Below are 21,505 nucleotides of genomic sequence, written 5' to 3'. Positions count from 1 at the left end.
GGTCGAGTACTTGAGTACACTCCCTGCGAAAATTTTTATCTTCCTTGCAAGCAGCAAAAAATCTTATTTTTTAGGATTCTTCCGGCACCAGCACCCGTCTTCCGCTTCGCTCCAGACGGGATATGGAATGTCCGCCACTGACATTCCTTCACAGCTCCTGACTTGAGCGCTTTCACTCCTTTTACGAATGCCAGTTGGGATACATGCGCTCCTCCAGCGGCGCGAGACCGCCTTCAGGGGTGCCGGGCGCGGGCACGTCCTCCATCACCGCGTCGGCAAGGCGGTTGAAGAAGCGCACGATGTCCGGGTGATTGCCGTAGCCCGAGCTCTCGAGCAGACGCCCGATGCGGCCCCCCTCGTCAAAGCGCCCGAGCGCGAGCTGCGCGCGGGCCACGCTGGCCTCAAAGCGTTCGCCGCCGAGCTCGGGGTCGCGCGCCACCTCGTCCCGCCACGATTCCACGCGGGCGCGCCACTGCTCGCGCTGCGCCGCCTCGCGCTCACGCAGCACGCCCTCCATCCGGGCCGCATCGTCTGCCGCGCCGGCTTCGGGCGAGGCGGCCTCCTGCGGCACCGCCTCCGCCTCCTCGGGCACGAAGCCCGGCAGGGGGATGTCGGGCGCTTGGGCCTCAGGCCCGCTTGCCACTTCCGTCACTTCCATCATCGTCCTCCCGTGTGAGCAAAAGGTTGGGGAAATGCGCCGGATCCGCGGCCTCCAGCAAGCGAAGGAGGCGCATGCCCACCTGCCTGGCGCCCTCGGCGAAAAGCAGGCGCTCGGCCAGCGGGGAGGCCCCGGGCGCCGGCGCCTCGGCCTCAAAGCAGCGGCACAGGGCGAGCAGCCAGCGCAGGAAGGCCCGGCCCTCCGGCCCTGCCATGAGCCCGTTCACCGCGGCGGCAAGGCGCGCCTCCTGCCGGCGAAGGACATCCTCGCGCTGCGGCACCGGGCCGCCCTCGAAGATGCCGCCGCTCATGGCCGCGCCCCGCATGCCGAGCCCGCCTCCAGCAGGCGCACGAGCGCATCGAGGGCGCTTCCCTCCGTGCCGTCGGGGAGCCGGAGTGGGCTTTGCGCCAGCCGCTCCACCATGCCCGTGGCCTCGCCGGCCAGCCTGAGCGCCTCGCCCTGGCCCGCGCTCCTGGCGCGCTCCTGCCGCAAGGCGTCGCGCTCCTCCTGCGGGCGCGTGAGGCTCACGGGCAGCCCCAGGCTGTCGGCGTAGGAATCGAGCAGCCTGTCCACATTGAGGCAGTCCAGCGCCTCGGGCCACGCGCCGGCCGCCCGCCGGGCCATGTCGAGGAAGCGGTCGGCCGCGCCCATGCCCACGAGCTTCTGCGCCTGCGCGAGCAGGGAGACGAATTCCACCTTGAGGCGGCGCCCGGCCAGCTCCGGCGGCGTGGGCGGCAGCATGTCGAGCTCGCGCATGAGCTCGAAGGTGCGGTCGATGAGCGGCAGGAAGAGCTCGTCGTGCAGGCGCTCCAGCACCGGGCCGATGAGCACGAGCTTTTCTTCCTCGCGGGCCGCGATCTCGCTGGCCGTGACCTGGCTGCGGCCCTCCAGCACCAGCTTGAAGAGGTCGTTGTAGAGGCCCTGGCGGATCTGGTTCTGTACCGATTCCATGGCCTTGCGCGCCGTGGCGAGGTCGGGCCGCACCTGAAAGAGCGGCGTGGCCGCCTGCGGGCTCTGCCCGGGCACGCTGTCCACATAGTTGATGGCCCCGGGCGTGAGGTCGAGCCCCACCGAGCGCAGGCCCGCGGCCACGCTCATGGGCGGGTCCACGGCCTTGTGGATGGCCTTGAGCGTGGTGATGCCCATCTGTTGCAGCATGCGACAGTCCGGCAGGGCGTCCATGGCCGGAGAGCGGCCGTAGACATCTGTCCCCGCCGCGTCCCAGCGCGGGCCGAAGCCCGGGAAGGCCCGGAAGCCCGACACGCGCAAGGGATGCGCGCCCTCGCGGCCCTCCAGCCAGTGGAGCGACGCGAAGGCCATGCTGCCGGCATCTACGCGGCCCGGGCGCCGCCCGGCCCGCGGAAAGACTGCCTGAGCCACGGCGAAGCGCTGATCCGGCGTGCGCGCGAGCGCGGCGCGCATGTCCTCCGGGAGCGCCCCGGGCCCGAAGGCCGCGGCCATCTGGCGCAGGCTCATGAAGACCCGCCGGAAGACCGTGTCCACCCGGCGACGCTCGTTCACGTCCAGCGCGTACTCGCCCGCGCAGAGCGGCACGAAGCTGAAACCCCAGCGCGGGTCGGCGAGCTCGAAGGCGAAGGCCGTGCCGAAGGTGCCGAGCTCCGCATAGAGCGTGTGCATGACGTTGTAGAAGTTGGAACGGTGGAAGACCACGCGCATGCGCGAGGCGCATTCGTCGAGCCATTCCTGCCCCTGGCGGCTTTTGGCGAGCTCCGCGTCGTCGAGCGAAAGGCGAAACCACGGCCGCGCCGGGCTCGTGAGGCCGCCCTGAAGCCCGGCCGCGAGCACGCGCATGGCGAGGATGCCCGTGGCGTCCACGAGGCGGCTGTTGAGCATGGGGCCGCGCTCCTCGCCGGTGCGCTCCCGCTCCGTATCCAGCCGGAAGCGCGTGGGCAGGAAGTGCTCGGCGAGGCTCTTCCACGCGCCTTCCCACGGGGCGCGGCGGCGCAAAAGCTCGCGGTGGCGCCGGGAAAGCCTCGCCACTTCCGCGCGCAGGCGCTCGCCGCTTTCGCCTTCATCCGCGGCCCCGCTGTCCGCGCAAGCGTGTGTGCGCATCCTCTCCTCCTTCATTGGCCGAGCAGGGTCTTGCGTTCCTCGCTGCGGGCCCGGGCCAGCGGGCTCGTGGTGATGGCGCCCCCGATGCCCGCGGCCTTCGCCGCCTTGTCACGCTGGTTCTGGCGCGCCGCCGTGGCCGCCTCGGTGACGGGCTTGGCCACTTCCTGCTTGGGCGCGGGCGTCACTTCCGGCACGCTGGGCTTGCTGCTCATGCCTCCTCCGAATCCCATGGTCCCTCCTTGGTTGTGCGCGTGGCGTGCGCGGGCCGTCCACTCCGCCCGGGAGAGGATGACCAGCACGCCGTCCACAAAACGGCCCTTGCGGGCGTAAAAACAGGCCCCCGGCAGGCGCCCGAGCACGCGGAAGCCACAGGCCCCGGCCAGCCGCCAGGCATGGCGGTTGGGCACAGGGCAGATGCCCGCGATGCCGGAGCAGGCCGTCTCCCGGAAGATCCAGGCAAAACCGCCGGCCGCCATGGTCGGAGCCAGCGCCGCGCTCTCCCTGAAAGTGGTGAAGTCGAATTCCAGCACAGTGCCGCGCCAGGGCGTGAACAGGCCGCAGGCGGCGAGCCGCCCGGACGCATCCTCACAGCGGAGCAGCAGCCCCCGGGCCGTCACCCGGCGCCAGTCGTCCAGCGTGGGTTCGGCAAAGGCATACATGGCGCAGCCGAGCAGCCCCTCGCGCCGCATGCGGTGAAAAGGCTCGTCGCGTTCGGCGTCCGTGACGGCGGGGCGATAGCTGAAGTTCATGGCCGGCCTCCCTGCTCCCCGAAGATGTCGTAGCCCGTGCGCGCCCGGCCGGGCGCGGGCGCCCCTTGCGCGAGATCCGCCCTGAAGCCCGTGGCCGCATAGCGCAGGGCGTCCGCCGCGTGGCTCGTCCAGTCATGGAGCGGGCCTGTGGCCTCGCCGTGGCCCCGCCACTGCCGCCTGTAGGCCCTGAGCGCGCGGATGCCGGCGCCGCAGTGCCTGGCATCGAACCAGAGGCGCGGGATGCGCCTGCGCGTGGCGTCGATGCCGTCCGCCAGCGAGAGCCCTGGGGCCACGCTGAAGCGGATGCCGAGGGCGGCCGCGCTTTCGAGCCGGCTCTGCCCGGTGCCGAGCTCGCGCACGCGGATGTCGCGCGGGGCGATGTGCTGCCCGTAGACGAAGCCGCGGCCGCCTATCCCCGGCAGATCCGCCGGCGCCGGGGAGCCCGCGGGCTGCGCCTTGAGCCCGAGCACCCGCGCATAATGGGCCAGCCCCTCCCCGCCGGCCTCGTAATAGTCGAGCATGCGCCACGCGCCCGAGGGTTCGGCCTGGAAGAACCAGATGGCCGTGGCGTCGTCCATGCCGAGATCCCACGCGGTATGCACCGGGAGCGCCGGGTCGGGCGCAAGGCGCGTGATGCGCCCCTCCCCTTCGGCGGCGTCCAGAAGAGCCGCGTAATAGGCCCCGCGCAGGGCGGCCGCGAAGGAGCACTCGAATTCCTGCCGGTATTCGCTCTCGTCCATGGCGCGGCGCGCGGCCGCAAGCTCGGCCTCGGGCAGGTACCCCGTGGCCGAGGCCGGAAAGCGGAAGCGCGACCACAGGCCCGTGGCGTCGGCGCCGGCCTCCTGCCACACGTCGTGGAGCAGGTTCTCCGTGCCGCGCGGCGTGCCGCAAAAGAGCGCCCTGCCCTCCCTGTCGGCCAGCATGGGCCGGAAGACCTGGCTCCAGACGCGGCGCTCCATGTCCGCTGGCTCGTCGAGCACGAGGTCGTCGAGGTAGAGGCCGCGCAGGGCGTCGGCGTTTTCCGTGCCGACGAGGCGGATGCGCGCGCCGTTGGGCAGGATGCAGCTAAGCTCGCTCTCGAGGAAGCGCGTGCCCGTGACGGCCCCGGCGAAACGCCGCAGGTAGTCCCAGGCCACGGCCTTGGCCTGCCCGAGGAAGGGCGCGGCATAGGCCGCCCGCCAGTCCGCGCCGCCGCGCCGGAGCGCCTCGCGGATGAGGTCGTTGACCGCGGCAACGGTCTTGCCGAAGCGGCGATGGCAGAGGAGCACGCAAAAGCGCGTGCGCTCCTCATGGAAGCGGCGCTGCAGCGGCCGCGGCGTGTAGGGGATGACACAGGGCATATGCCTTCCTCACTCCGGCTGCGCCGGCGTATCCGCCCAGACCACCACGAGCCGCGGGGCCTCGGCCTTCGCCGGCTCGGCCCCGTCCCGGAGCGCGCGCAGCAGGGCGTGCACTTCCTTGAGCTCGCGCACCACGTCGAGCCCCTTGTCCGCAACCGGCGCGGCGTCCAGCGTGTCCGCGAGGAGGCCGAGGCGCCGCTCCAGCCGGGCGAGCAACTGGCGCTCCTGCGTTTTTTTGGTGGCGCGGGGCGCCATCAGCGGCGCCCCCCCTCGGCCGGGAGCTGCCCGAGCCGGTCTTCCTGACGGTCGAGGCCGTGCTCGAGGCGCGCGAGCAGCCTGTCCAGCCCGGAAATACGGGCGTTCAGCGCCTGGATCTCGCCGCGCAGGGCCGCGAGCTCGCCGTGCAGCGCCGCCATGTCGCTTGCTGCCGGGAGCTCGCGCACGCGCTCCTCCAGTACGGAGAGGCGCCCGTTGAGCTCCGATTCGCTGCGCGCCTCGCGCTGAAGATGCAGGAGCCACTCGTCAGAGCGCACGAAGGCGCGCCGGAGGCTCCACAGCGCCAGGGCGAACAACCCCTGCACCGCGAGGATGAGAAGGGACGAGCCCCCGCCGCCGAAAAGCCCCTGCCAGGCCTGTGCTGTCATCATCATTTCCCTCCTTCAGAAGCCCAGGCCGAGCATGCCCAGAAGCACGGTGAGGATCTGGTCCAGCGCCGAGGGCGGCAGGTGCCGCTCCAATTGCGGGAAGAGGAGCGGGATGACGATGAGCCGGCCCGCGACCTCCCACGCGAAGAGCAGGGTCAGCACCCAGCCGAGGAAGGAGCGCCACAGCCTGAGCCGGCTTTGCGGGGCGCCTTCGATCTCGGCGCTGTTGATGCGGCCCTGGGCCTCGTTCTGGCTGGCGCGGCCGCTGAGCACGCGCTCCGAGGCGCGCGCGAGTTCGCCGGCGATGCCCTTGTCCCCGCCCTTGCGGCCGAAGAGGCTGCCGAGCACCCCGCCGGTGAGCGTGCCCAGAGCCTTGCCGAGCATGGCCCACATCAGAAGGCCCCCCTTTCGAGCTCGCCCAGATAGTCGGCGAGGGCCGCCACGCGGTTGCGCCAGCCCTGCAAAAAGGCCTTCATGGAGGGGCGGCGCGCCGCAAGGTCGCGGTAGAAGGCTTCGCGCTGGCGCAGGGCCTGCCGGGCCGCGCGGAAGGCGAGGTCCACCCCGGCGAGCGCCTCGGCCAGTTCGCGCGTTTTCGGGCCCATGAGGCCGTCTTCGGCGATGGGGCTCCAGAGGTCGAGCTCGGCCTCGCCCACCTGGTTCATGGCCCGCTGGAGCTGGCGCACGGCGCGGCCCGGGCCCATGTTCACCGCCCCGTCATAAAGGGTGACGCCAAGCGGCAGGGGCAGGCGCTGGCAGCCGAGCTTGTCCCAGAATTCCCGGCGAAAGAGCGCCGCGGCCTGGGCTTTCGTGCAGGCGCGGATATCGTCGGCGTCCACGTCGCCGTCCATGTCGAGGTCGAGCGACTGCCAGGCGCAGGTGCCGGCGGCCGGGCGCGGGCACGAGCCGCAGTGGCGGGCGAGGCGCAGGCATTCCTCCCGGGCCTCGCGGGCGAGCTCCTGCACAAAGCGCAGGGAAACGCCGTGGTTGGTGAGGCCGCCCGGGTCGGCGGGGTGGTCGGAAAGGCCGCCCTCCCAGCGGGCGGTGAAGGCATGGGCCACGGAAAAGGCGTCGCGCATGGTGTGCTCCCGAAACGAAGTGCCGTTGTGATGCCGGAACGGATGCCGCCCTGTGCGGCGCCCGTGGGAGCAAGGTGCCAAAAAGAAGGCGCGGCGTAAGAGTGAAGCCTTTCACCAGCGGCAAATGCCGGGCCGGCGCGGCCTTTGCGGCGCCGGGGGGCGTTTTTTGGGGTGTGGGACACGAAAAAAGCCCGCGATGCCGCGGGCTTGAAAATTTTTGCGGGAGTGTTTTCGGGGAAGACTTCCTGAAGCGCAGCCTCAGCTCTCCACCCGCTCCGGGGCGGCTTGCGTCAGCCGGCGCAGGGCCTTGGCGCCCCGGGGAGCGGACGCCGTGGTCTTGAGTATCTGCCAGATGCGCCGGTCTGAAAGGCCATAGCGCCCGGCCAGCGCGGCCACCGCGTTCACGCTGCTCATGCCGCGGCCCGCGGCGCGGCTGAAGTCCCGGATGATCTCCTGCTGCCGGAGGCGCCCGAGCACGGCCCGGCAGGTGGGCACATAGAGCTCGGTGCCGCCGTAGCGGGCCACCAGCCGCTCTGTACACGCGGCGCCGAGGCTTCGGCGCAGACGATGCCCGGGCGGCGGCACTGACGCGGGGATGCGCAGGGTTCGGCCGCCGTATGCCATGAGCACGCGCTTGAAGCGGTCGAGGTCGTCCAGCGCCGCCCAGAGCTGGCGCGCGCCCTCGGGGAGATGCGGCAAAAGCTCCTCCCACTGGCGCAGTTCCTCGTCCTTCCTCGCCCCCCCCGGCGCTGTGCCTCCGGGGCGCCGTCGCGCCTGACGAAGCCGCGCCCGCCCGCCACGCGGCGGGGACACGCCCGCCATGGCCGCTCGCGCGCTTACTGGAGCACATGGCAGGCCCCCTCCGGCGCGGGCAGGCTCACGCGGGCGCCCGCAGAAGGCTGCGCCGGGGCGCCTTCCCCGGCAGGCCCATCCCCCTCCGGGGCCTGAACCGCCCCGCGCGCCGCCAGCTCGGCCAGCAGGTGCAAATGCCGCTCCGCCAGACGCAGGGCCGGGCGTTCAGGCGCGGCCGCCTCCAGTTCTGCCAGCACCGCGCACACGGCGCGCATGCCCTCATAAATACAGCTCTCGTCCATGTGTCCACCTCTTCGCACGTTCTTTGCCCGCTTCTGCCGCCGCGCCCGCAAGGAAAAGTTTTAGTGACCTGCAGCCCAAGGCCGTCGCTCGAATCCTTGCGCTTTGCCTGTGGGCGGTATATCTTCTTCCTGTCGGGACGGCGTGGATCAGTATTCTCAAAGTTTTCCTTTTTTTGCAAAAGAAAAATTTTCAACTTTTCCATGAGGTTTGCGCCAAGCCCGCCGAAGCCTTGAGGAAAAAAACGGTTATCCTATGAATTCCACCCCGCCCACCGCCCAGGCCTCGGCCTTTGCCGCGCGCGTACGCCAGCGCCGCGCCCAGCTTGGCCTGCGCAAGCCGGACGTGGCAACGGCCGTGGGCGTGAGCCTGACCACCATCCAGCAATACGAAAACGGCCAGTTTCCGCGCGGTGAGCTCGCCATGCGCCTTGCCGACACCCTGCGGTGCACCCTCGACTGGCTTTTGGCCGGCCGCGGCGACCCCGAGGGCGGCATCGTAGACACGCCGGAAACGCGGCTTGTCATGGTGCCCATGGTGGAGGCCCGGCTTTCCGCCGGCACGGGCAGCTTCGAGACCGGGGGCGAGGTGCTGAGGCACTACGCCTTCCGCTGGGACTTCCTGCGCCGCAAGGGCAACCCGGCGCGCATGGCGCTTTTGCGCGTTTCGGGCGACAGCATGGAGCCGCTCATCCGCAACAACGACGTGGTCCTCATCGACCAGTCCCAGAACGACCCCATTCCCGGCCGCATCTACGCCGTGGGCGTGGAGGACATGGTGTATCTCAAGACGGTCAACGCCATGCCGGGCAAGATCATCCTGACGAGCGTCAACCCGGATTATGCGCCCATTGAGGCGCCTACGGACGAGCAGCTGGCCGACCTTGTGCGTATCATCGGCCGCGCCGTGTGGGTGGGCCGCGAGCTGGAATAGGTGTTCGCGGGCGCCCGCCACCTTTCACCCGGATATTCCCCGGAGGCCACATGGACGCACCCAAGGCCGGGAACCTGCCCGGCATCCTTTTCGACCATGCCCGGCGCGCGCGCATCGGCCTCCCCGAAGCGGTGTTTTGCGAGGGCAAGACCCGGGAGGCGCTGCTCGCGCTCTTGCGGCGCTTCCCGCGCGGCTCGGGCGAGGCCATCCTGTTCACGCGGCTGGCGCCGGAGATTTTCGCGAATCTTCCCGAGGATGTGCGCAGCGGGTATGATTATGACCCGGTTTCGCGCACGGCCTTTGGCGACCGCATGCCGAAGCGCCCGGGCGCCAGCGTGGCCGTGGTCTCGGCGGGCGCGGCGGACGCGCCCGTGGCCCGCGAGGCGGCGCGGACGCTCTTGTATCTCGGCATCCCGCACACGCTCTTTGAGGACTGCGGCGTGGCCGGCCTGTGGCGGCTCACCGGGCGCCTGCCCGAAATCAACGCCCACAGCGCGGTCATCGCCGTGGCCGGGCTTGAGGGCGCGCTCGCCAGCGTGCTTGGCGGCCTCACGCCGCTCCCGGTATTCGCCGTGCCCACCTCGGTGGGCTACGGCGTGGCGCGCGACGGCGCCGCGGCCCTTACCGGCATGCTCGCCAGTTGCGCGCCCGGCGTGGCGGTGCTCAATATCGACAACGGCTACGGGGCGGCCTGCGCGGCCGCCCGGGTGGTGAACCTCGCATGACGCATGACCACGAACATCCGCACGGCCACGGCCATCATCACCAGCACGAACATGCCCCCGACGAAGCCCCCCACGGCCGCGTGCTCACCATCCGCAGCCATTCGGGCCTTTCCGGCGACATGCTGCTCACCGGGCTCGCGCTCATGAACGCGGCGGCGGATAGGGAACAGACCGGGGACGCGCCCGTCGGCACCGCGGCCCTCGTGGACACGGCCAACAGCCTGCTCGCGGAGCTGCTGGCGCCGCTGGCGGCCACCGTGCCCGCGCTCGAAGGCTGCGTCCGCCTCGTGCGCAAGGAGGTGGCCGGCATCGGTGGCTGGCATGCGGAAGTGCGCCTCCCCGAGGCGCACGAGCACCGCAGCTTCGCCCATATCCGCGAGCTCATCGAGGCCACCGGCCTTACGGAGCGCGCCCGGCGCCTGGCCCTCGACTGCTTCGCCCTGCTCGCCCGCTGCGAGGCCGAGGTGCACGGCAAGGAGCCGGACGAGGTGTGTTTTCACGAGGTGGGCGCCCTCGACAGCATCCTCGACATCTGCCTCGCCTGCGCCCTTTTCGACCGCCTCGCCCCGGCGCGCTTCGTGGTGGGGCCGCTCCCGCTGGCCGATGGCAGCGTGCTCTGCGCCCACGGTCACATCCCCGCGCCCGCGCCGGCCGTGCTCGCCCTGCTTTCCGGCGTGCCGGTGCGGCCCTTCGCCGGCGCCCCCACCGCCGGCGAGCTCGTCACGCCCACGGCCCTCGCCCTTTTGCGCACCTTTGGCTGTGATTTCGGGCCCTGGCCTGCCTTCCGCGTGACGGCCACGGCGCTGGTCTACGGCAGCAAGGTCTTCCCGGGCACGGCCAACGGCGCGGTCTTCGCCGTGGGCATGGCCTAGGCCCGCAACCCGCTTAAAAACCGGCGCGCCGGCGGTCATCAAGACCCCCGGCGCGCTTGTTGTTTGGCGGCGCGGGCAAAAGCCCGCCCCCTGTCTTAATCCAGCGTCTTCATGGACACGCGGTAGATGGTCTCGATGCGCTCGGGCGTGGCGTCCACGGGCGCCATGGAGAGCAGAAGCCCCAGGGAGGGCGTGGTCTGCGTGAGCTCCACAAGGCGCGCGATGTCGCCCTCGCCGAAGCCCTCGGCGGTCAGCTTCTCGGGCACGTTGACCGACTCGAGCCACTGCTCCACCCCGGAGGCCGCGGCGTGGGCCTCGGCCGGGATGCCCTTGAGGCCGGGCACGATGGGCTCGAGGATCTGCGCGAGCACCGGCGCCGAGGAGGGATAGATGAGCTCCACCACCGCGGGCACGATCATGGCGAGGCCGAGGCCGTGGGCCAGTTCCGGCTTGACGGCGCTCAGCGGGTGCTCGAGGGCGTGGGTGTAGTGGAGCAGGCCGTTATCGAAGCTCACGCCGGCCAAAAGGGCCGCATAGGCGAGGAAGTAGCGGGCCGTGAGGTCGCCGGGGTTTTCCTCGGCGGCCGGCAGCCAGCGCGCCACGAGGCGGATGCACTCGCCGGCCAGCAGGATGGCGAAGGGATTGGTGGCCTTGGAGGTGGCGGCCTCGATGCTGTGGTTCACGGCGTCGATGGAGACATAGCGCGTCTGCTTGGCGGGCAGCGACGCCATGAGCGCCGGGTCGTCGATGGAGTACCACGGGTAGAGGCATTCAAAGGCGATGGCCGGCTTGTAGTTGAGCCTGGTGATGGTGGCCACGGCGAAGCGGTTGGCCTCGCTGCCCGTGCCGTGGGTGAGGTTGATGACCACGATGGGCGCGGCCTTGTCCGGGGCGAAGGCGCCGGTATACAGCTCTTCCGCCGTCTTGCCGGGATTGGCGAGCAGCACGGCCGCGCTCTTGCCCGCGTCGATGGGCGAGCCGCCGCCGATGCAGATGACGGCGGAAGCCCCGTTGTCGCGGCCGAGCGCCGCGGCCTCGTCGATGGAGTCGGTCGTCGGGTTGGGCGTCACCTTGTCATAGAGGGCGATCTTGATGCCATGGGCCGCGCAGGCCTTTTGCACATGGTCCCACGCGCCGGTGCGCTTGTAGGAGCCGCCGCCCGTGACGCAGAGCACGCTTTTCACGCCCTTGTGCGCAAGCTCCTGGGCGATGAAGTCCATCTTGTCGATGGCGCCCACGCCGAGAAAGACCGTGGTCTTGACGCGGATTTCCTTCACTTCATTGATATTGACGCTTTCTTCCCACATGGGGGCCTCCTTGTGCGGCAGGGGAATGGCTTGTGAAAAAAACAGCAACAATAAACTTGCGCCAGCCCGGCTGGATTGTCAAGCCGGCGCGCGCATTGCCATCCGGCCTGAGCCATGCTAGGAATTTTCAGGCATGTTTTGCTTCCGTCGCAGGAGGACGTTATGGATGTCGTGATGCTCTCACGGCTGCAATTCGCCGTGGCTGTTTTCTTCCATTTCATCTTCGTGCCGCTCACCCTCGGGCTCTCGGTCATCCTTGTCTGGATGGAAACGCGCTACGCCGCCACCGGGGACGAGTTCTGGAAACGGCAGGTGAAATTCTGGGGCAAGCTCTTCCTCATCAACTTCACCCTGGGCGTTGTCACCGGCATCACCCTTGAGTTCCAGTTCGGCACCAACTGGTCGCGCTATTCCGAGTATGTGGGCGACATCTTCGGCTCGCTGCTCGCCATCGAGGCCACGGTGGCCTTCTTCCTCGAGTCCACCTTCATCGCGGTGTGGCACTTCGGCTGGGACCGCTTGAGCCGCCGCGCCCACTGCGTGTGCATCTGGCTCGTGGCCATAGCGAGCAACACCTCGGCCCTGTGGATCATCCTCGCCAACGGCTTCATGCAGCACCCGGTGGGTTACGCCATCAACGAGGCCGCTGGCCGCGCCGAGCTCACCAACTTCGCGGACGTGGTCCTCAACGGCTACGCCTGGGGCCAGTACGCGCACACCATCCTCGCGTCGTGGGCTCTCGCGGGCTTCTTCGTGCTCGGCGTGTCGGCCTGGCACCTGTTGCGCAAGAGCCACTCGGACTTTTTCCACCGCGCCTTCCGCATGGTGGCGCCCTATACGCTCGCGCTGACCCTCATCCTCGCGCTGAGCGGCGACGAACAGGGCAAGGCCGTGGCCGAATACCAGCCCGTCAAGCTCGCCGCCATGGAAGCCCACTGGCACACCATGCAAAACGCGCCCTTCTATCTCTTTGTCTGGCCCGACCCGGCCAATGAGACCAACAGCGTGGAGTTCCTCGGCATCCCGAGCCTCATGAGCTGGATCTCCTACGGCTCCGCCGACGCCGAGGTCAAGGGCCTGCTCGACTACCCGCCTTCCGACCGGCCGCCGGTGGCCGAGGTCTTCTGGTGCTTCAGGGGCATGGTGGCCCTCGGGCTGCTCTTCCTGGCGCTCGCCCTCGCGGCCACATGGCAGCGCAAGCGCGAGGACATCTGCCCCTGCCTGCTCAAGGGGCTCGTCTGGAACATCCCGCTGCCCTACGTGGCCATCATGATGGGCTGGGCCGTAGCCGAGATCGGGCGGCAGCCCTGGATCGTCTACGGGCTCATGCGCACCTCGGACGCGGTCTCGCCCGTGCCCGCCTCCAGCGTGAGCATCTCGCTCCTGGGCTTCATCGTGGTCTATTCCATCCTCGGCATTCTGGACATCTACCTGCTGCGCAAATACGCGATCAAGGGCCCTGACGCCCAGGAGGCATAGTCATGCTCGAAACCATCTGGTTCGTCCTCTGGACCCTGCTCTGGGCCGTGTATTTCGTGCTGGACGGCTTTGACCTCGGCCTCGGCGTGCTTATGCCCGTCCTCTCGAAAAACGAGGAGGAGCGGCGCATGGTCTACAACGCCTCGGGCCCCTTCTGGGACGGCAACGAGGTGTGGCTCATCGCGGCGGGCGGCGTGACGTTCGCGGCCTTCCCCACGGTCTACGCCGTCATGTTCAGCACGCTGTACGCGCCGCTTCTGCTTTTGCTCTTCGCGCTCATCCTGCGCGCGGTGTCCTACGAGTTCCGCAACAAGGTTGACAGCCCGGCGTGGCGCGCCTTGTGGGATATCGTGCACTTCATCGTCAACCTCGCGGCCTGCCTGCTCCTCGGCGTGTTTTTCGCCAACCTCTTCATGGGCATCCCCTTTGACGCCAACGGCGTCTATCAGGGCAATTTGCTCAAGCTGCTCAACATCTACGGGCTTGCGGGCGGGCTCTTCTTCCTCGCGGCCTTCATGATGCACGGCGCCATCTGGCTGACCATCAAGAGCCGCGACGAGCTCCAGACGAGGGCGCTGGCCGCCGCCGGCGTGTGCTGGGTGGCCGTGGCCGTGCTGCTCATCGTCTTTTTGGTGCTGACCTTCTTCTGCACCAACATCTTCGGCAATTACCTGCGCATGCCCTGGCTCATCGTGCTGCCCGCGCTGGCCGTGCTGGCGCTGCTCGCGGTGCCGCGCATGCTCAACAAGGGGCGCCTCTGGCTCGCCTGGGGCGCGAGCGCGCTTTTCCTCATCTGCGTGACCTTCTTCGGGGTCATGGGCATCTACCCCAACATGCTCATTTCGAGCATCGAACCCGCGGCCACGCTAACGGCCTTCAACGGCGCCTCCACTTCCAACACGCTGCAGATCATGCTGGTGGTGGCGCTCGTCATGGTGCCCATCGTGCTGCTCTACCAGTTCTGGATGTACCGGCTGTTCTCCAGGCCCGTGACCCGTGAGGAGCTGGAAAGCGACCATGCCTATTGAGACCGGCGGCGCCGGGCGGAAGACTTCCTCCGCCCGGCGCCGGGCTCGTTGGTGGCGCCTTTCGGCGTCTCTGCTGGCGGCCGCGCTCCTCGCGCTGGCCCTCACGGCCTGCGGGCCGCCAAGGCCGCTCACCTTTGAGGAGCAGGAAGCCTACATGGCGAAGCAACAGTGCGAGCAGGAGGCCACCAACATGGCCGGCCCCTCCTGGGGCGGCAGCAATCCCTACTGGACGGACTATTTCGTCATGTGCATGAACCAGTTCGGCATCTCGGGCGCGGCGCTCGACCGCATGTGGTATTGAAGCTGCGCGTTTTTTAAAAGCAAAAAGCCGGTCACATGCCGGCTTTTTTTCATGCCAGAAGTTGCGGCCGGTGAAGTCTGTGACAGGGCGGCTGCCCTTGCGGGGCTCCGCGTGCCGCACTCCCACTTGGCGCCGCCGGCCACCGCCCCTGCCCGCGTTTACGCTTTCGCGGCGCCCCCTTTCGCCCGCGTCCGCGCCTCGAATTTCTCTTTTTCCACCACCACGCGCCTGTGCAGCCCCTCGCCGATGATGCCGGCCTCGTCCCGCGCCTCGACGCGGAAGGTGAGGCCCTTGCCGTTGGGCGAGACCTCGATGAGCTCGCAGGCGAAGGTCACGCGCATGCCGAGGGGCGTGGCCGCCTTGTGCGCCACGTCCACATGCACGCCCACCGTGGTCTCGCCCGGGCCGAGCAGGGGCTGCACGGCCTCCACGGCCGTGGCCTCCATGCCGGCGATCATCATGGCCGTGGAAAAGACGCTCACCAGGCCGCTGCCCACTTCGCTCGCCAGGTGCCGTTCTTCCACAAGATGCGTCATTTCACCCCGGACGCCGGGGCGCAAGGCTCGTTCCATCATTTCCCCCTTTCATGGCCGGTTCGTCGCTGTGCCGAGGCCACTATCCCGGCGCCACGCCCCCCTGTCAAGCGGCCCCGCCTTGACGGCCCCGCCGCCATGCGGCACCATCTTCCCGCGGCCTGCCCTGTGCCGTTTGCGGCGGGGCATCTCCCAAAACCCCGGAGCCACCATGTCACTCGCCACCATCCTCACCACATCCGTCCCCGGCGACTTGGCCATCCTCCTCCTGCGCTGGGTCATCGGCCTCGCGCTCTTGCCCTATGCCGTGCAGAAGATCCGCACGCCCTCCATGGCCGAAAAATTCCCGGCCGTGCTCGGCCTGTCGTCGAGCCTGAGCTTCCATCTCGCCATGTGCGTGGAGACGCTGGCCACGGTGTGCCTTTTGCTCGGCCTCGGCACGCGCATCGCGGCCGTGGCCGGCATCTGCAACATGTCCGTGGCCTTCAAGGTGAACCACGGCCCCTATTTCACCGCGCCGTCCGCGCCCTTCCTGCTCGGCTTCATCGCCGTACTCGTTACCGGGCCCGGGCGCTTCGCGCTGGACGCCCTCATCTGGGGCTAGGCCGGCGCCCCGACGGCCCAGCGGCTGTGCGGGCCGCCCCCGCTTGCCAAGCGGCCCGGATAGGCTTATAGTATTCGCCCGCCCGGGAGCTCCGGGCGCCATATCTTGCGGCCGGTGCCTGCAAAGGCCGGCCGCCGCGAGGACGCCTTCATGAAAAAAGATATCCATCCCAAGGTTTACAAGGCCACCATCACCTGCGCCTGCGGCAACCAGGAAGAAGTGCTCTCCACCAAGGGCGAGCAGGTGCATGTGGAAGTGTGCTCCGCGTGCCATCCCTTTTTCACGGGCAAGCAGCGCTTCCTCGACACGGCGGGCCGCATCGACCGCTTCAGGAAGAAGTACGCCAAGTTTGAACAGAAGTAGCCGGCTTTTCCCGCTGCTTCGCGCCCTTGCGGCGCCCTCGCCCGTGGTGGGCGGGCAGGCCGTCATGGAAGGCGTCATGATGCGCAACGGCGACGTTTTCGGCCTCGCCGTGCGCCAGCCCGACGGCGGCATCCTCGCCCGGCGCCTGCCGTGGTTTTCGCTGACCAGGCGCCCGTGGCTCCGGGCGCCCTTCGTGCGCGGCTTCCCCATCCTGCTGGAGACCTTGGTCAACGGCATCCGCGCCCTCAACCGCTCGGTGGAGATGGCCGACGGCGGCAACGGCGACGCGGCGCCCCTCACGCCGTGGCAGATCTCCCTCACCCTGGGGCTTGCCCTGCTCATGGCCGTGGGGCTCTTTGTTGTCGCGCCGCACCTGCTTTCGCTCATCATGCTCTGGCTCGACCTTGGCGGCGACGTGGAAGGCCTTTCCTTCCACCTCTGGGACGGCTTTTTCAAGTGCTGCATCTTTTTGGGCTATATCTGGCTCATCTCGCTGGTGCCGGAGATACGCCGCGTCTTCCAGTACCACGGCGCGGAGCACAAGACCATCCACGCCTTCGAGAGCGGCGGCCCGGTGGAGGCCTGCGGGGCGCGCGGCATGAGCCGGCTGCACCCGCGCTGCGGCACGACCTTCCTGCTCTTCGTGATCTGCATTTCCATCATCCTGCAGGCGCTGCTCGTGCCGCTGCTGCTCGCCGTGTGGACGCCGGAAAGCGCCGTCGCCAAGCATGTGCTTTCCATCGGCTTCAAGCTCCTGCTCGTCATCCCCATCAGCGCGCTCGCGTATGAGCTCATCCGTTACGCCGCGCGCCTGCCAGACGGGCCCGTGGCGAGGCTCCTCAGGACGCCGGGGCTCGGCCTTCAGCGGCTGACCACCCACGAGCCGGACGAGCGCCAGATGGAGGTGGCCGTGGTGGCCCTGGCCGAGGCCCTGGGCCGCGATGCGGACACCGAGATCCGCACGCCCCCCTATTCGCGCCTGTGAGCGCAAGCGCGGCACCAACGCAAAACAGCGCAAAACCCGAGCGCAGGCGCAGGCCCCTTCAGCCCGCGGAGTCAGCACATGTTCGCCAAACTCGAAGCCCTGGAAAAGAAATACCTGGAACTGGAAGACGCCCTGGCCCAGCCCGACGTTTTCAACGACCAGGAGCATTACCGCAAGCTCACCAAGGCCCACGCTGACCTTCGCGACATCGTGGAGCTTTTCCGCAAGCACCGCGCCCTCGAGCGTGAGCTCGCCGACAACAAGCAGCTCCTTCGCGACGAGGACCCGGAAATGCGCGAGCTCGCCCACGAGGAGGCGCGGCGCATCGAAGCGGAGCTCCCCGAGATCGAGCAGGCCCTCAAGGTGGCCCTGCTCCCGGCGGACCCGTTGGACGAGAAAAACACCATCCTCGAGATCCGCGCGGGCACCGGCGGCGAGGAGGCCGCGCTCTTCGCGGCCGACCTGTTCCGCATGTACTGCCGCTTCGCCGAGCTCCAGGGCTGGAAGGTGGAGGTTTTGAGCGAATCGCCCACCGAGGGCGGGGGCTACAAGGAAGTCATCTGCCTCATCGCGGGCAACAAGGTCTACAGCCGCCTCAAGTTCGAGGCCGGGACGCACCGCGTGCAGCGCGTGCCCGTCACCGAGACACAGGGCCGCATCCACACCTCGGCGGCCACCGTGGCCGTCATGCCCGAGGCCGAGGAGGTGGACGTGGAGATCCGCCCCGAGGACCTGCGCATCGACATCTTCCGCGCGTCCGGCGCGGGCGGGCAGCACGTCAACAAGACCGAGTCGGCCGTGCGCATCACCCACATCCCCACGGGCACGGTGGTCACCTGCCAGGACGAGCGCTCGCAGCACAAGAACAAGGCCCGGGCCATGAAGGTGCTGGCCTCGCGCATCCTCGCGGCCGAGCGGGAGCGCCAGAGCCTGGAGCAGTCGGCGGACCGCCGCGCGCAGGTGGGCTCGGGCGACCGCTCGGAGCGCATCCGCACTTATAATTTCCCGCAGGGCCGCTGCACGGACCACCGCATCAACCTGACCCTCTACTCGCTGGACCGCATCATGGAGGGCGAGCTTTCGCCGCTCCTCGACGCGCTCGCCACCGCGGCCCAGGCCGAGGCGCTCAAGGCCCAGGCCGAGGGCTAGGGAGCCCCTGCGCAGTCACGGGCGCGGCCGCGCCCGCCGGAGACCGCCATGATCCTGCACCTGGACATGGATGCGTTCTTCGCCTCCGTGGAACAACTGGACGACCCCGGCCTCAGAGGCAAGCCGGTCATCATCGGCGGCGACAAGCGCGGGGTGGTGTCCACGGCCTCCTATGAGGCGCGGCGCTTCGGCGTGCACTCGGCCATGCCCATCGCCACGGCCCGGCGCCTCTGCCCCAACGGCATCTTCATCCGCGGGCGCCACGGCCGCTATTCCGAGCTTTCGGCGCGCATCATGGAGGCCCTGCGGGGCTTCTCCCCCTCTGTGGAGCCCGCCAGCATCGACGAGGCCTACCTGGACGCGGGCGGCCTCGACCGCCTCTTCGGGCCCCCGGAGGCGCTGGCCCGCGCGGTCAAGGCGGCCGTGGCCCAAGTGACCGGCGGCCTCACCTGCTCGGTGGGCATCGCGCCGGTGAAGTTCCTCGCCAAGATCTGCTCCGAGGTCAACAAGCCGGACGGCGTCTTCATCCTCGCGCCCGAAGAGGCCGACGCCTTCCTGCTCTCGCTTGAGGTGACGCGGCTCCCGGGCGTGGGCAGGCGCATGGCCGCGAGCCTCGCGGCCCTCGGCATCACCCATGTGGCGCAGCTGCGCGCGTTGAGCCGGGACTTTATGGAACGGCGCTACGGCAAGTGGGGCCTCGTGCTCCACGACCGCGCCCATGGCATCGACCCGCGGCCGGTGACGCCCGAGCACGAGGTCAAGAGCGAGGGCGCGGAGCGCACCTTCGCCCGCGACGTGCGCGACCGCGGCCTGCTCGCGCGGGCGCTTTTCGCCCATGCCGAGCGCGTGGGCACGCGCCTTCGGCGTCACGGCCTCGCCGGGCGCACCGTGACCCTCAAGATCAAGTTCGCGGATTTTCGCCAGATCACGCGCTCACGCACCCTCGGCGGGCGCACGGACGCCACGCGCACCATCTTCGAGACCGCGCGCGGCCTGCTGGATGAAGAACCCCTGGGCCAGCCCGTGCGGCTTATCGGGCTTTCGGTCTCCGGCTTCGAGCAGGGGGCCGAGCAACTGCTGCTCCCCGGCGCCGCGCGAGGCTCCGCACCGCACCGCCCGGGGAACCTGCCGGCCCCGGAGGAGGAAGCACGCCGCCGTCGGCTGGACCGGGCGCTGGACACGCTGCGCGGGCGCTTTGGCAAGGACGCTGTCCAGCGCGGAGGCATCCACGGCGCCGACCTTTCCGGCGAGACGCAGGACCCGTCCCCGGGCGGCCCTCGCCAGCCCGGGGGCACGCCGCGGCCGGACTGATTGCCCCAGTATCCACGCGGGCAGTGCCCTTGCCGGCCCCCGCGCCTTCCTCCCACCACCAGGCGGCCCGGTGGCAGAGCAGATCGATGTCGCCGGCAGCGGCCACATTGAGCATCTTGCGGTACTGGCGCACGGCCTCGAGGCTGTGGGCATTGGCCTCGAAGAGGCCGCTGAAAAGCTCCGCATCCTCGGTGAGCATCTTGGCGGCCGCCGCCCTCCTGCGCTCGAAGGAGGGCGTGAGGAAGGGCAAAAGCTCCTCCTCGCCGGCGAGCAGCGCGAAATACGCGAGATTGGTGATGAAGTTGGTGTTCTGGATGCGGGCCATGGCGCGGTCGTGCGCGGCCGCGGAGCAGCGGAAGGTGCGGCAGCCAAGCGCCGTGAAAAAGCCCTCCACCCGGGCGAGGTGGGCCTCATCCGCGCCCTTGCCGGCCACCACGGCCACGGGCTGATCCGCCCCGGGGGCGGACTTGGGCCCGAAGAGCGGATGCGTGCCCACCACCGGCCCGTGCCAGAGGCGTTCCATCTGGCGCAGGGGCCGCTCCTTGACCGAGGTGATGTCCGCGAGCACGGCCCCGGGCGCAAGCTGCGCCGTCACGGCCTTTGCCACTTCCGCGAACACGGCCGCGGGCACGCAGAGCAGGGCGAGGTCTGCCCCCGCGAGCGCAGCCTTGAGCGCTTCCCTGGTGAGCGGCTGGTCAACGCCGCTCACGTCAAGGCCCGCAGCCCGCGCGCGCCTGAGCAGCATGGCGCCCATGCGCCCCCGGGAGCCCACGATAGCCGCCTTTCCGGGGGCACCGGGGCCCTGGGGCACCGGGCGGCTTTCCGCGTCTTCCTGTTCCGCAGTCATGAAAGCCGGCTCCAGAGCTCCCAGAACCCGGGGAAGGACTTGCGCACCACCGTGGGATCGTCGAGGCGGGCGCGCACGTCGAGCTCAGGGTCGCGCAGGCCGAGCAGCGCCAGCGACATGGCCATGCGGTGGTCGTTATGCGCCGAGAGCGTGACGCCGTCGCGCAGCCTGGGGGCGTCGGGCCGGTTGCGCACATGGCCGGCGAGGCCGCCCATGCCGCTCACGAGCAGGCCGTCCGAGAGCGCGTCCACCGTGACGCCGGCCTTGGCGAGTTCCTCGGCAGGGGCGGCGATGCGGTCGGACTCCTTGAGGCGCAGGTGCGCCACGTTGCGCACCCGGGTGGAGCCCTTGGCGAAGGCCGCGAGCACGGCCACCGTGGGCACGAGGTCCGGGCAGGCGCCCATGTCGAGCTCAACGCCGTGCAGCTCCGTCGGGTAAACGGTGACGGCGTCCGGCTCCACCTTCACGCGCGCGCCCATTTTCTGGAGGATGGCGAGCATGGCGCGGTCGCCCTGGAGCGAGTCGGCCCTGAGGCCCTCCACGCGCACCGGGCGCGGGCCGAGGGCGCCGGCCGCGAGAAAATAGGACGCGCCCGACCAGTCCCCTTCCACCACATAATCGCCCGGCCGGTAGGCGCCGGGCCACACGGTCACGCGCAGGCAGCCCGGCGCTGCGTCGCGCAGGTTGCGCCAGGCCGTGCCGGTGAGCGATTCCCACGGGTCGGAGAGCCGCGCGCGCATGGACACGCGGAAGCGGATGCCGAAATCCGTCAGGCACTGGAGGGTCAGGCCCACATAGGGCCAGGACACGGCCTTGCGCCCGGCCAGCTCCAGCGTGAGCGGCGAGGGGCACATGGGCGCGGCGAGCAGCAGCCCGGAAAAGTACTGGCTGGACGATTCCATGCCCACGCGCACCACGCCGTCGGCCAGCGAGGGCGCGAGCCCGCAGGCCTGGAGCAGGAAGGGCGGGCAGCCCGCCGTGCCCTCCCACGTGACGCCCGCGCCCAGGCGCACGAGCACGTCGCAAAGCTCGCCGATGGGGCGCTCGTGCATGCGGCCCTCGCCATGGATGCGGAACAGGCCCTCGCCCGCGGCGAGCACCGCGGTGAGCAGGCGGCAGGTGGTGCCGGATTCGCCCACGTTGCAGGAGAGCGGCTGCCCGTGGCCCCCGCGCGGGGCGCCGGACATGCCTTCAACGCGCCAGCCGGTGGGCGCGGCGCCGGCCTCGCACTCGTGCAGGGGCTCCATTTTGGCGCCCGCCTCGCAGAGGATGGCGCGGGTACGCTCAAGGTCCGCGCTTTCAAGGGTATGGCGCACGCGCGATTCGCCGTCGGCCAGCGCCGCGCCGATGAGGTAGCGGTGCGAGAGGGACTTGGACGCCGGCGCCGGGATGATGACCGGCGCTTCGGCCGCGTCCGTACTTTTGTGGTCAGTCAT

Annotated in this window: 25 protein-coding genes and 1 pseudogene; 11 read left to right on the top strand and 15 right to left on the bottom strand. The window is 69.7% G+C overall.

Annotation, left to right across the window (positions count from 1 at the left end; genetic code table 11):
* Nucleotides 1-181: 181 nt before the first annotated feature.
* The 11 genes from HDR50_RS02330 to HDR50_RS02280 all read right to left on the bottom strand — a co-directional run bounded on the left by HDR50_RS02330 (nucleotide 182) and on the right by HDR50_RS02280 (nucleotide 7,634).
* Nucleotides 182-658 carry a hypothetical protein gene (locus tag HDR50_RS02330; RefSeq protein WP_291355552.1) on the bottom strand — a complete coding sequence of 159 codons (477 nt, stop codon included), beginning with the start codon at nucleotides 656-658 and terminating at the stop codon, nucleotides 182-184.
* Nucleotides 627-968, bottom strand: a complete 342-nt coding sequence (locus tag HDR50_RS02325; RefSeq protein ID WP_291355550.1) for a hypothetical protein — start codon at nucleotides 966-968, stop codon at nucleotides 627-629. Before HDR50_RS02325 ends, HDR50_RS02330 begins: the two co-directional genes overlap by 32 nt.
* Nucleotides 965-2,731, bottom strand: coding sequence for a portal protein (locus HDR50_RS02320; protein WP_291355548.1), 1,767 nt, complete (start codon nucleotides 2,729-2,731; stop codon nucleotides 965-967). The genes HDR50_RS02325 and HDR50_RS02320 overlap by 4 nt, the downstream gene beginning before the upstream one ends.
* A gap of 11 nt (nucleotides 2,732-2,742) precedes the next feature.
* A complete protein-coding gene (locus HDR50_RS02315) occupies nucleotides 2,743-3,480 on the bottom strand; it encodes an N-acetyltransferase (RefSeq protein WP_291355546.1) in 738 nt (245 codons plus the stop codon).
* Nucleotides 3,477-4,820, bottom strand: coding sequence for a hypothetical protein (locus tag HDR50_RS02310; protein WP_291355544.1), 1,344 nt, complete (start codon nucleotides 4,818-4,820; stop codon nucleotides 3,477-3,479). Before HDR50_RS02310 ends, HDR50_RS02315 begins: the two co-directional genes overlap by 4 nt.
* Before the next feature lie 9 nt (nucleotides 4,821-4,829).
* A complete protein-coding gene (locus HDR50_RS02305; protein ID WP_291355542.1) occupies nucleotides 4,830-5,075 on the bottom strand; it encodes a hypothetical protein in 246 nt (81 codons plus the stop codon).
* A complete protein-coding gene (locus HDR50_RS02300) occupies nucleotides 5,075-5,467 on the bottom strand; it encodes a DUF2730 family protein (RefSeq protein WP_291355540.1) in 393 nt (130 codons plus the stop codon). Before HDR50_RS02300 ends, HDR50_RS02305 begins: the two co-directional genes overlap by 1 nt.
* Nucleotides 5,468-5,479: 12 nt before the next feature.
* Nucleotides 5,480-5,857 carry a hypothetical protein gene (locus HDR50_RS02295; RefSeq protein ID WP_291355538.1) on the bottom strand — a complete coding sequence of 126 codons (378 nt, stop codon included), beginning with the start codon at nucleotides 5,855-5,857 and terminating at the stop codon, nucleotides 5,480-5,482.
* On the bottom strand, nucleotides 5,857-6,540 hold the full coding sequence (locus HDR50_RS02290; protein ID WP_291355536.1) for a glycosyl hydrolase 108 family protein: 684 nt from the start codon (nucleotides 6,538-6,540) through the stop codon (nucleotides 5,857-5,859). The genes HDR50_RS02295 and HDR50_RS02290 overlap by 1 nt, the downstream gene beginning before the upstream one ends.
* Before the next feature lie 258 nt (nucleotides 6,541-6,798).
* Nucleotides 6,799-7,362 carry a Mor transcription activator family protein gene (locus HDR50_RS02285; RefSeq protein WP_291355534.1) on the bottom strand — a complete coding sequence of 188 codons (564 nt, stop codon included), beginning with the start codon at nucleotides 7,360-7,362 and terminating at the stop codon, nucleotides 6,799-6,801.
* Between the two features lie 14 nt (nucleotides 7,363-7,376).
* A complete protein-coding gene (locus HDR50_RS02280) occupies nucleotides 7,377-7,634 on the bottom strand; it encodes a hypothetical protein (RefSeq protein ID WP_291355532.1) in 258 nt (85 codons plus the stop codon).
* Nucleotides 7,635-7,887: 253 nt separating this feature from the next.
* Here HDR50_RS02280 and HDR50_RS02275 point away from each other — a divergent pair, with 253 nt between their 5' ends.
* The 3 genes from HDR50_RS02275 to larC are packed head-to-tail and all read left to right on the top strand — an operon-like array spanning nucleotide 7,888 to nucleotide 10,162.
* Nucleotides 7,888-8,565, top strand: a complete 678-nt coding sequence (locus HDR50_RS02275; RefSeq protein ID WP_291355530.1) for a helix-turn-helix transcriptional regulator — start codon at nucleotides 7,888-7,890, stop codon at nucleotides 8,563-8,565.
* Between the two features lie 50 nt (nucleotides 8,566-8,615).
* Nucleotides 8,616-9,290, top strand: coding sequence for a nickel pincer cofactor biosynthesis protein LarB (gene larB / locus HDR50_RS02270; RefSeq protein WP_291355529.1), 675 nt, complete (start codon nucleotides 8,616-8,618; stop codon nucleotides 9,288-9,290).
* Nucleotides 9,287-10,162, top strand: coding sequence for a nickel insertion protein (gene larC / locus HDR50_RS02265; RefSeq protein ID WP_291355528.1), 876 nt, complete (start codon nucleotides 9,287-9,289; stop codon nucleotides 10,160-10,162). Before larB ends, larC begins: the two co-directional genes overlap by 4 nt.
* Before the next feature lie 95 nt (nucleotides 10,163-10,257).
* Here the strand turns inward: larC and HDR50_RS02260 are convergent, their stop codons facing one another.
* Nucleotides 10,258-11,469: an iron-containing alcohol dehydrogenase gene (locus HDR50_RS02260; protein WP_291355526.1), complete on the bottom strand. Its 1,212-nt coding sequence runs from the start codon at nucleotides 11,467-11,469 to the stop codon at nucleotides 10,258-10,260.
* A gap of 162 nt (nucleotides 11,470-11,631) precedes the next feature.
* Here HDR50_RS02260 and HDR50_RS02255 point away from each other — a divergent pair, with 162 nt between their 5' ends.
* From HDR50_RS02255 to HDR50_RS02245, 3 genes are read left to right on the top strand one after another with little or no spacing between them, the layout of a single operon-like run.
* Nucleotides 11,632-12,948, top strand: a complete 1,317-nt coding sequence (locus tag HDR50_RS02255) for a cytochrome ubiquinol oxidase subunit I (RefSeq protein ID WP_291355524.1) — start codon at nucleotides 11,632-11,634, stop codon at nucleotides 12,946-12,948.
* Between the two features lie 2 nt (nucleotides 12,949-12,950).
* Nucleotides 12,951-13,976: a cytochrome d ubiquinol oxidase subunit II gene (cydB, locus tag HDR50_RS02250; protein WP_291355522.1), complete on the top strand. Its 1,026-nt coding sequence runs from the start codon at nucleotides 12,951-12,953 to the stop codon at nucleotides 13,974-13,976.
* Nucleotides 13,966-14,277, top strand: coding sequence for a hypothetical protein (locus HDR50_RS02245; protein ID WP_291355520.1), 312 nt, complete (start codon nucleotides 13,966-13,968; stop codon nucleotides 14,275-14,277). Before cydB ends, HDR50_RS02245 begins: the two co-directional genes overlap by 11 nt.
* Nucleotides 14,278-14,435: 158 nt before the next feature.
* On the opposite strand, the gene HDR50_RS02240 is transcribed toward HDR50_RS02245, so the two are convergent.
* Nucleotides 14,436-14,849: a thioesterase family protein gene (locus HDR50_RS02240; RefSeq protein WP_291355518.1), complete on the bottom strand. Its 414-nt coding sequence runs from the start codon at nucleotides 14,847-14,849 to the stop codon at nucleotides 14,436-14,438.
* A gap of 172 nt (nucleotides 14,850-15,021) precedes the next feature.
* Here HDR50_RS02240 and HDR50_RS02235 point away from each other — a divergent pair, with 172 nt between their 5' ends.
* The 5 genes from HDR50_RS02235 to dinB all read left to right on the top strand — a co-directional run bounded on the left by HDR50_RS02235 (nucleotide 15,022) and on the right by dinB (nucleotide 19,222).
* Entirely contained in the window at nucleotides 15,022-15,414 is a 393-nt protein-coding gene (locus HDR50_RS02235) for a DoxX family protein (RefSeq protein ID WP_291355516.1), read from the top strand.
* 150 nt (nucleotides 15,415-15,564) lie between these two features.
* Nucleotides 15,565-15,777, top strand: coding sequence for a 50S ribosomal protein L31 (gene rpmE / locus HDR50_RS02230; protein ID WP_165078290.1), 213 nt, complete (start codon nucleotides 15,565-15,567; stop codon nucleotides 15,775-15,777).
* On the top strand, nucleotides 15,764-16,762 hold the full coding sequence (locus HDR50_RS02225) for a DUF1385 domain-containing protein (RefSeq protein ID WP_365816516.1): 999 nt from the start codon (nucleotides 15,764-15,766) through the stop codon (nucleotides 16,760-16,762). Before rpmE ends, HDR50_RS02225 begins: the two co-directional genes overlap by 14 nt.
* A 78-nt stretch (nucleotides 16,763-16,840) precedes the next feature.
* Nucleotides 16,841-17,911 (top strand): peptide chain release factor 1, encoded by a 1,071-nt coding sequence (prfA, locus tag HDR50_RS02220; protein ID WP_291355511.1) that lies wholly within the window; start codon nucleotides 16,841-16,843, stop codon nucleotides 17,909-17,911.
* A gap of 48 nt (nucleotides 17,912-17,959) precedes the next feature.
* Nucleotides 17,960-19,222, top strand: a complete 1,263-nt coding sequence (gene dinB / locus HDR50_RS02215; protein ID WP_291355509.1) for a DNA polymerase IV — start codon at nucleotides 17,960-17,962, stop codon at nucleotides 19,220-19,222.
* 46 nt (nucleotides 19,223-19,268) lie between these two features.
* Here the strand turns inward: dinB and HDR50_RS02210 are convergent.
* Nucleotides 19,269-19,976 (bottom strand): annotated as a pseudogene (locus tag HDR50_RS02210) (prephenate dehydrogenase/arogenate dehydrogenase family protein); the annotation flags it as partial.
* Between the two features lie 89 nt (nucleotides 19,977-20,065).
* Nucleotides 20,066-21,505, bottom strand: coding sequence for a 3-phosphoshikimate 1-carboxyvinyltransferase (locus HDR50_RS02205; RefSeq protein WP_291355507.1), 1,440 nt, complete (start codon nucleotides 21,503-21,505; stop codon nucleotides 20,066-20,068).

The sequence above is a fragment of the Desulfovibrio sp. genome, assembly GCF_014803725.1.
Taxonomy (GTDB): Bacteria; Desulfobacterota; Desulfovibrionia; order Desulfovibrionales; family Desulfovibrionaceae; genus Desulfovibrio.
This window is presented reverse-complemented; position numbering and strand designations above follow the sequence as displayed.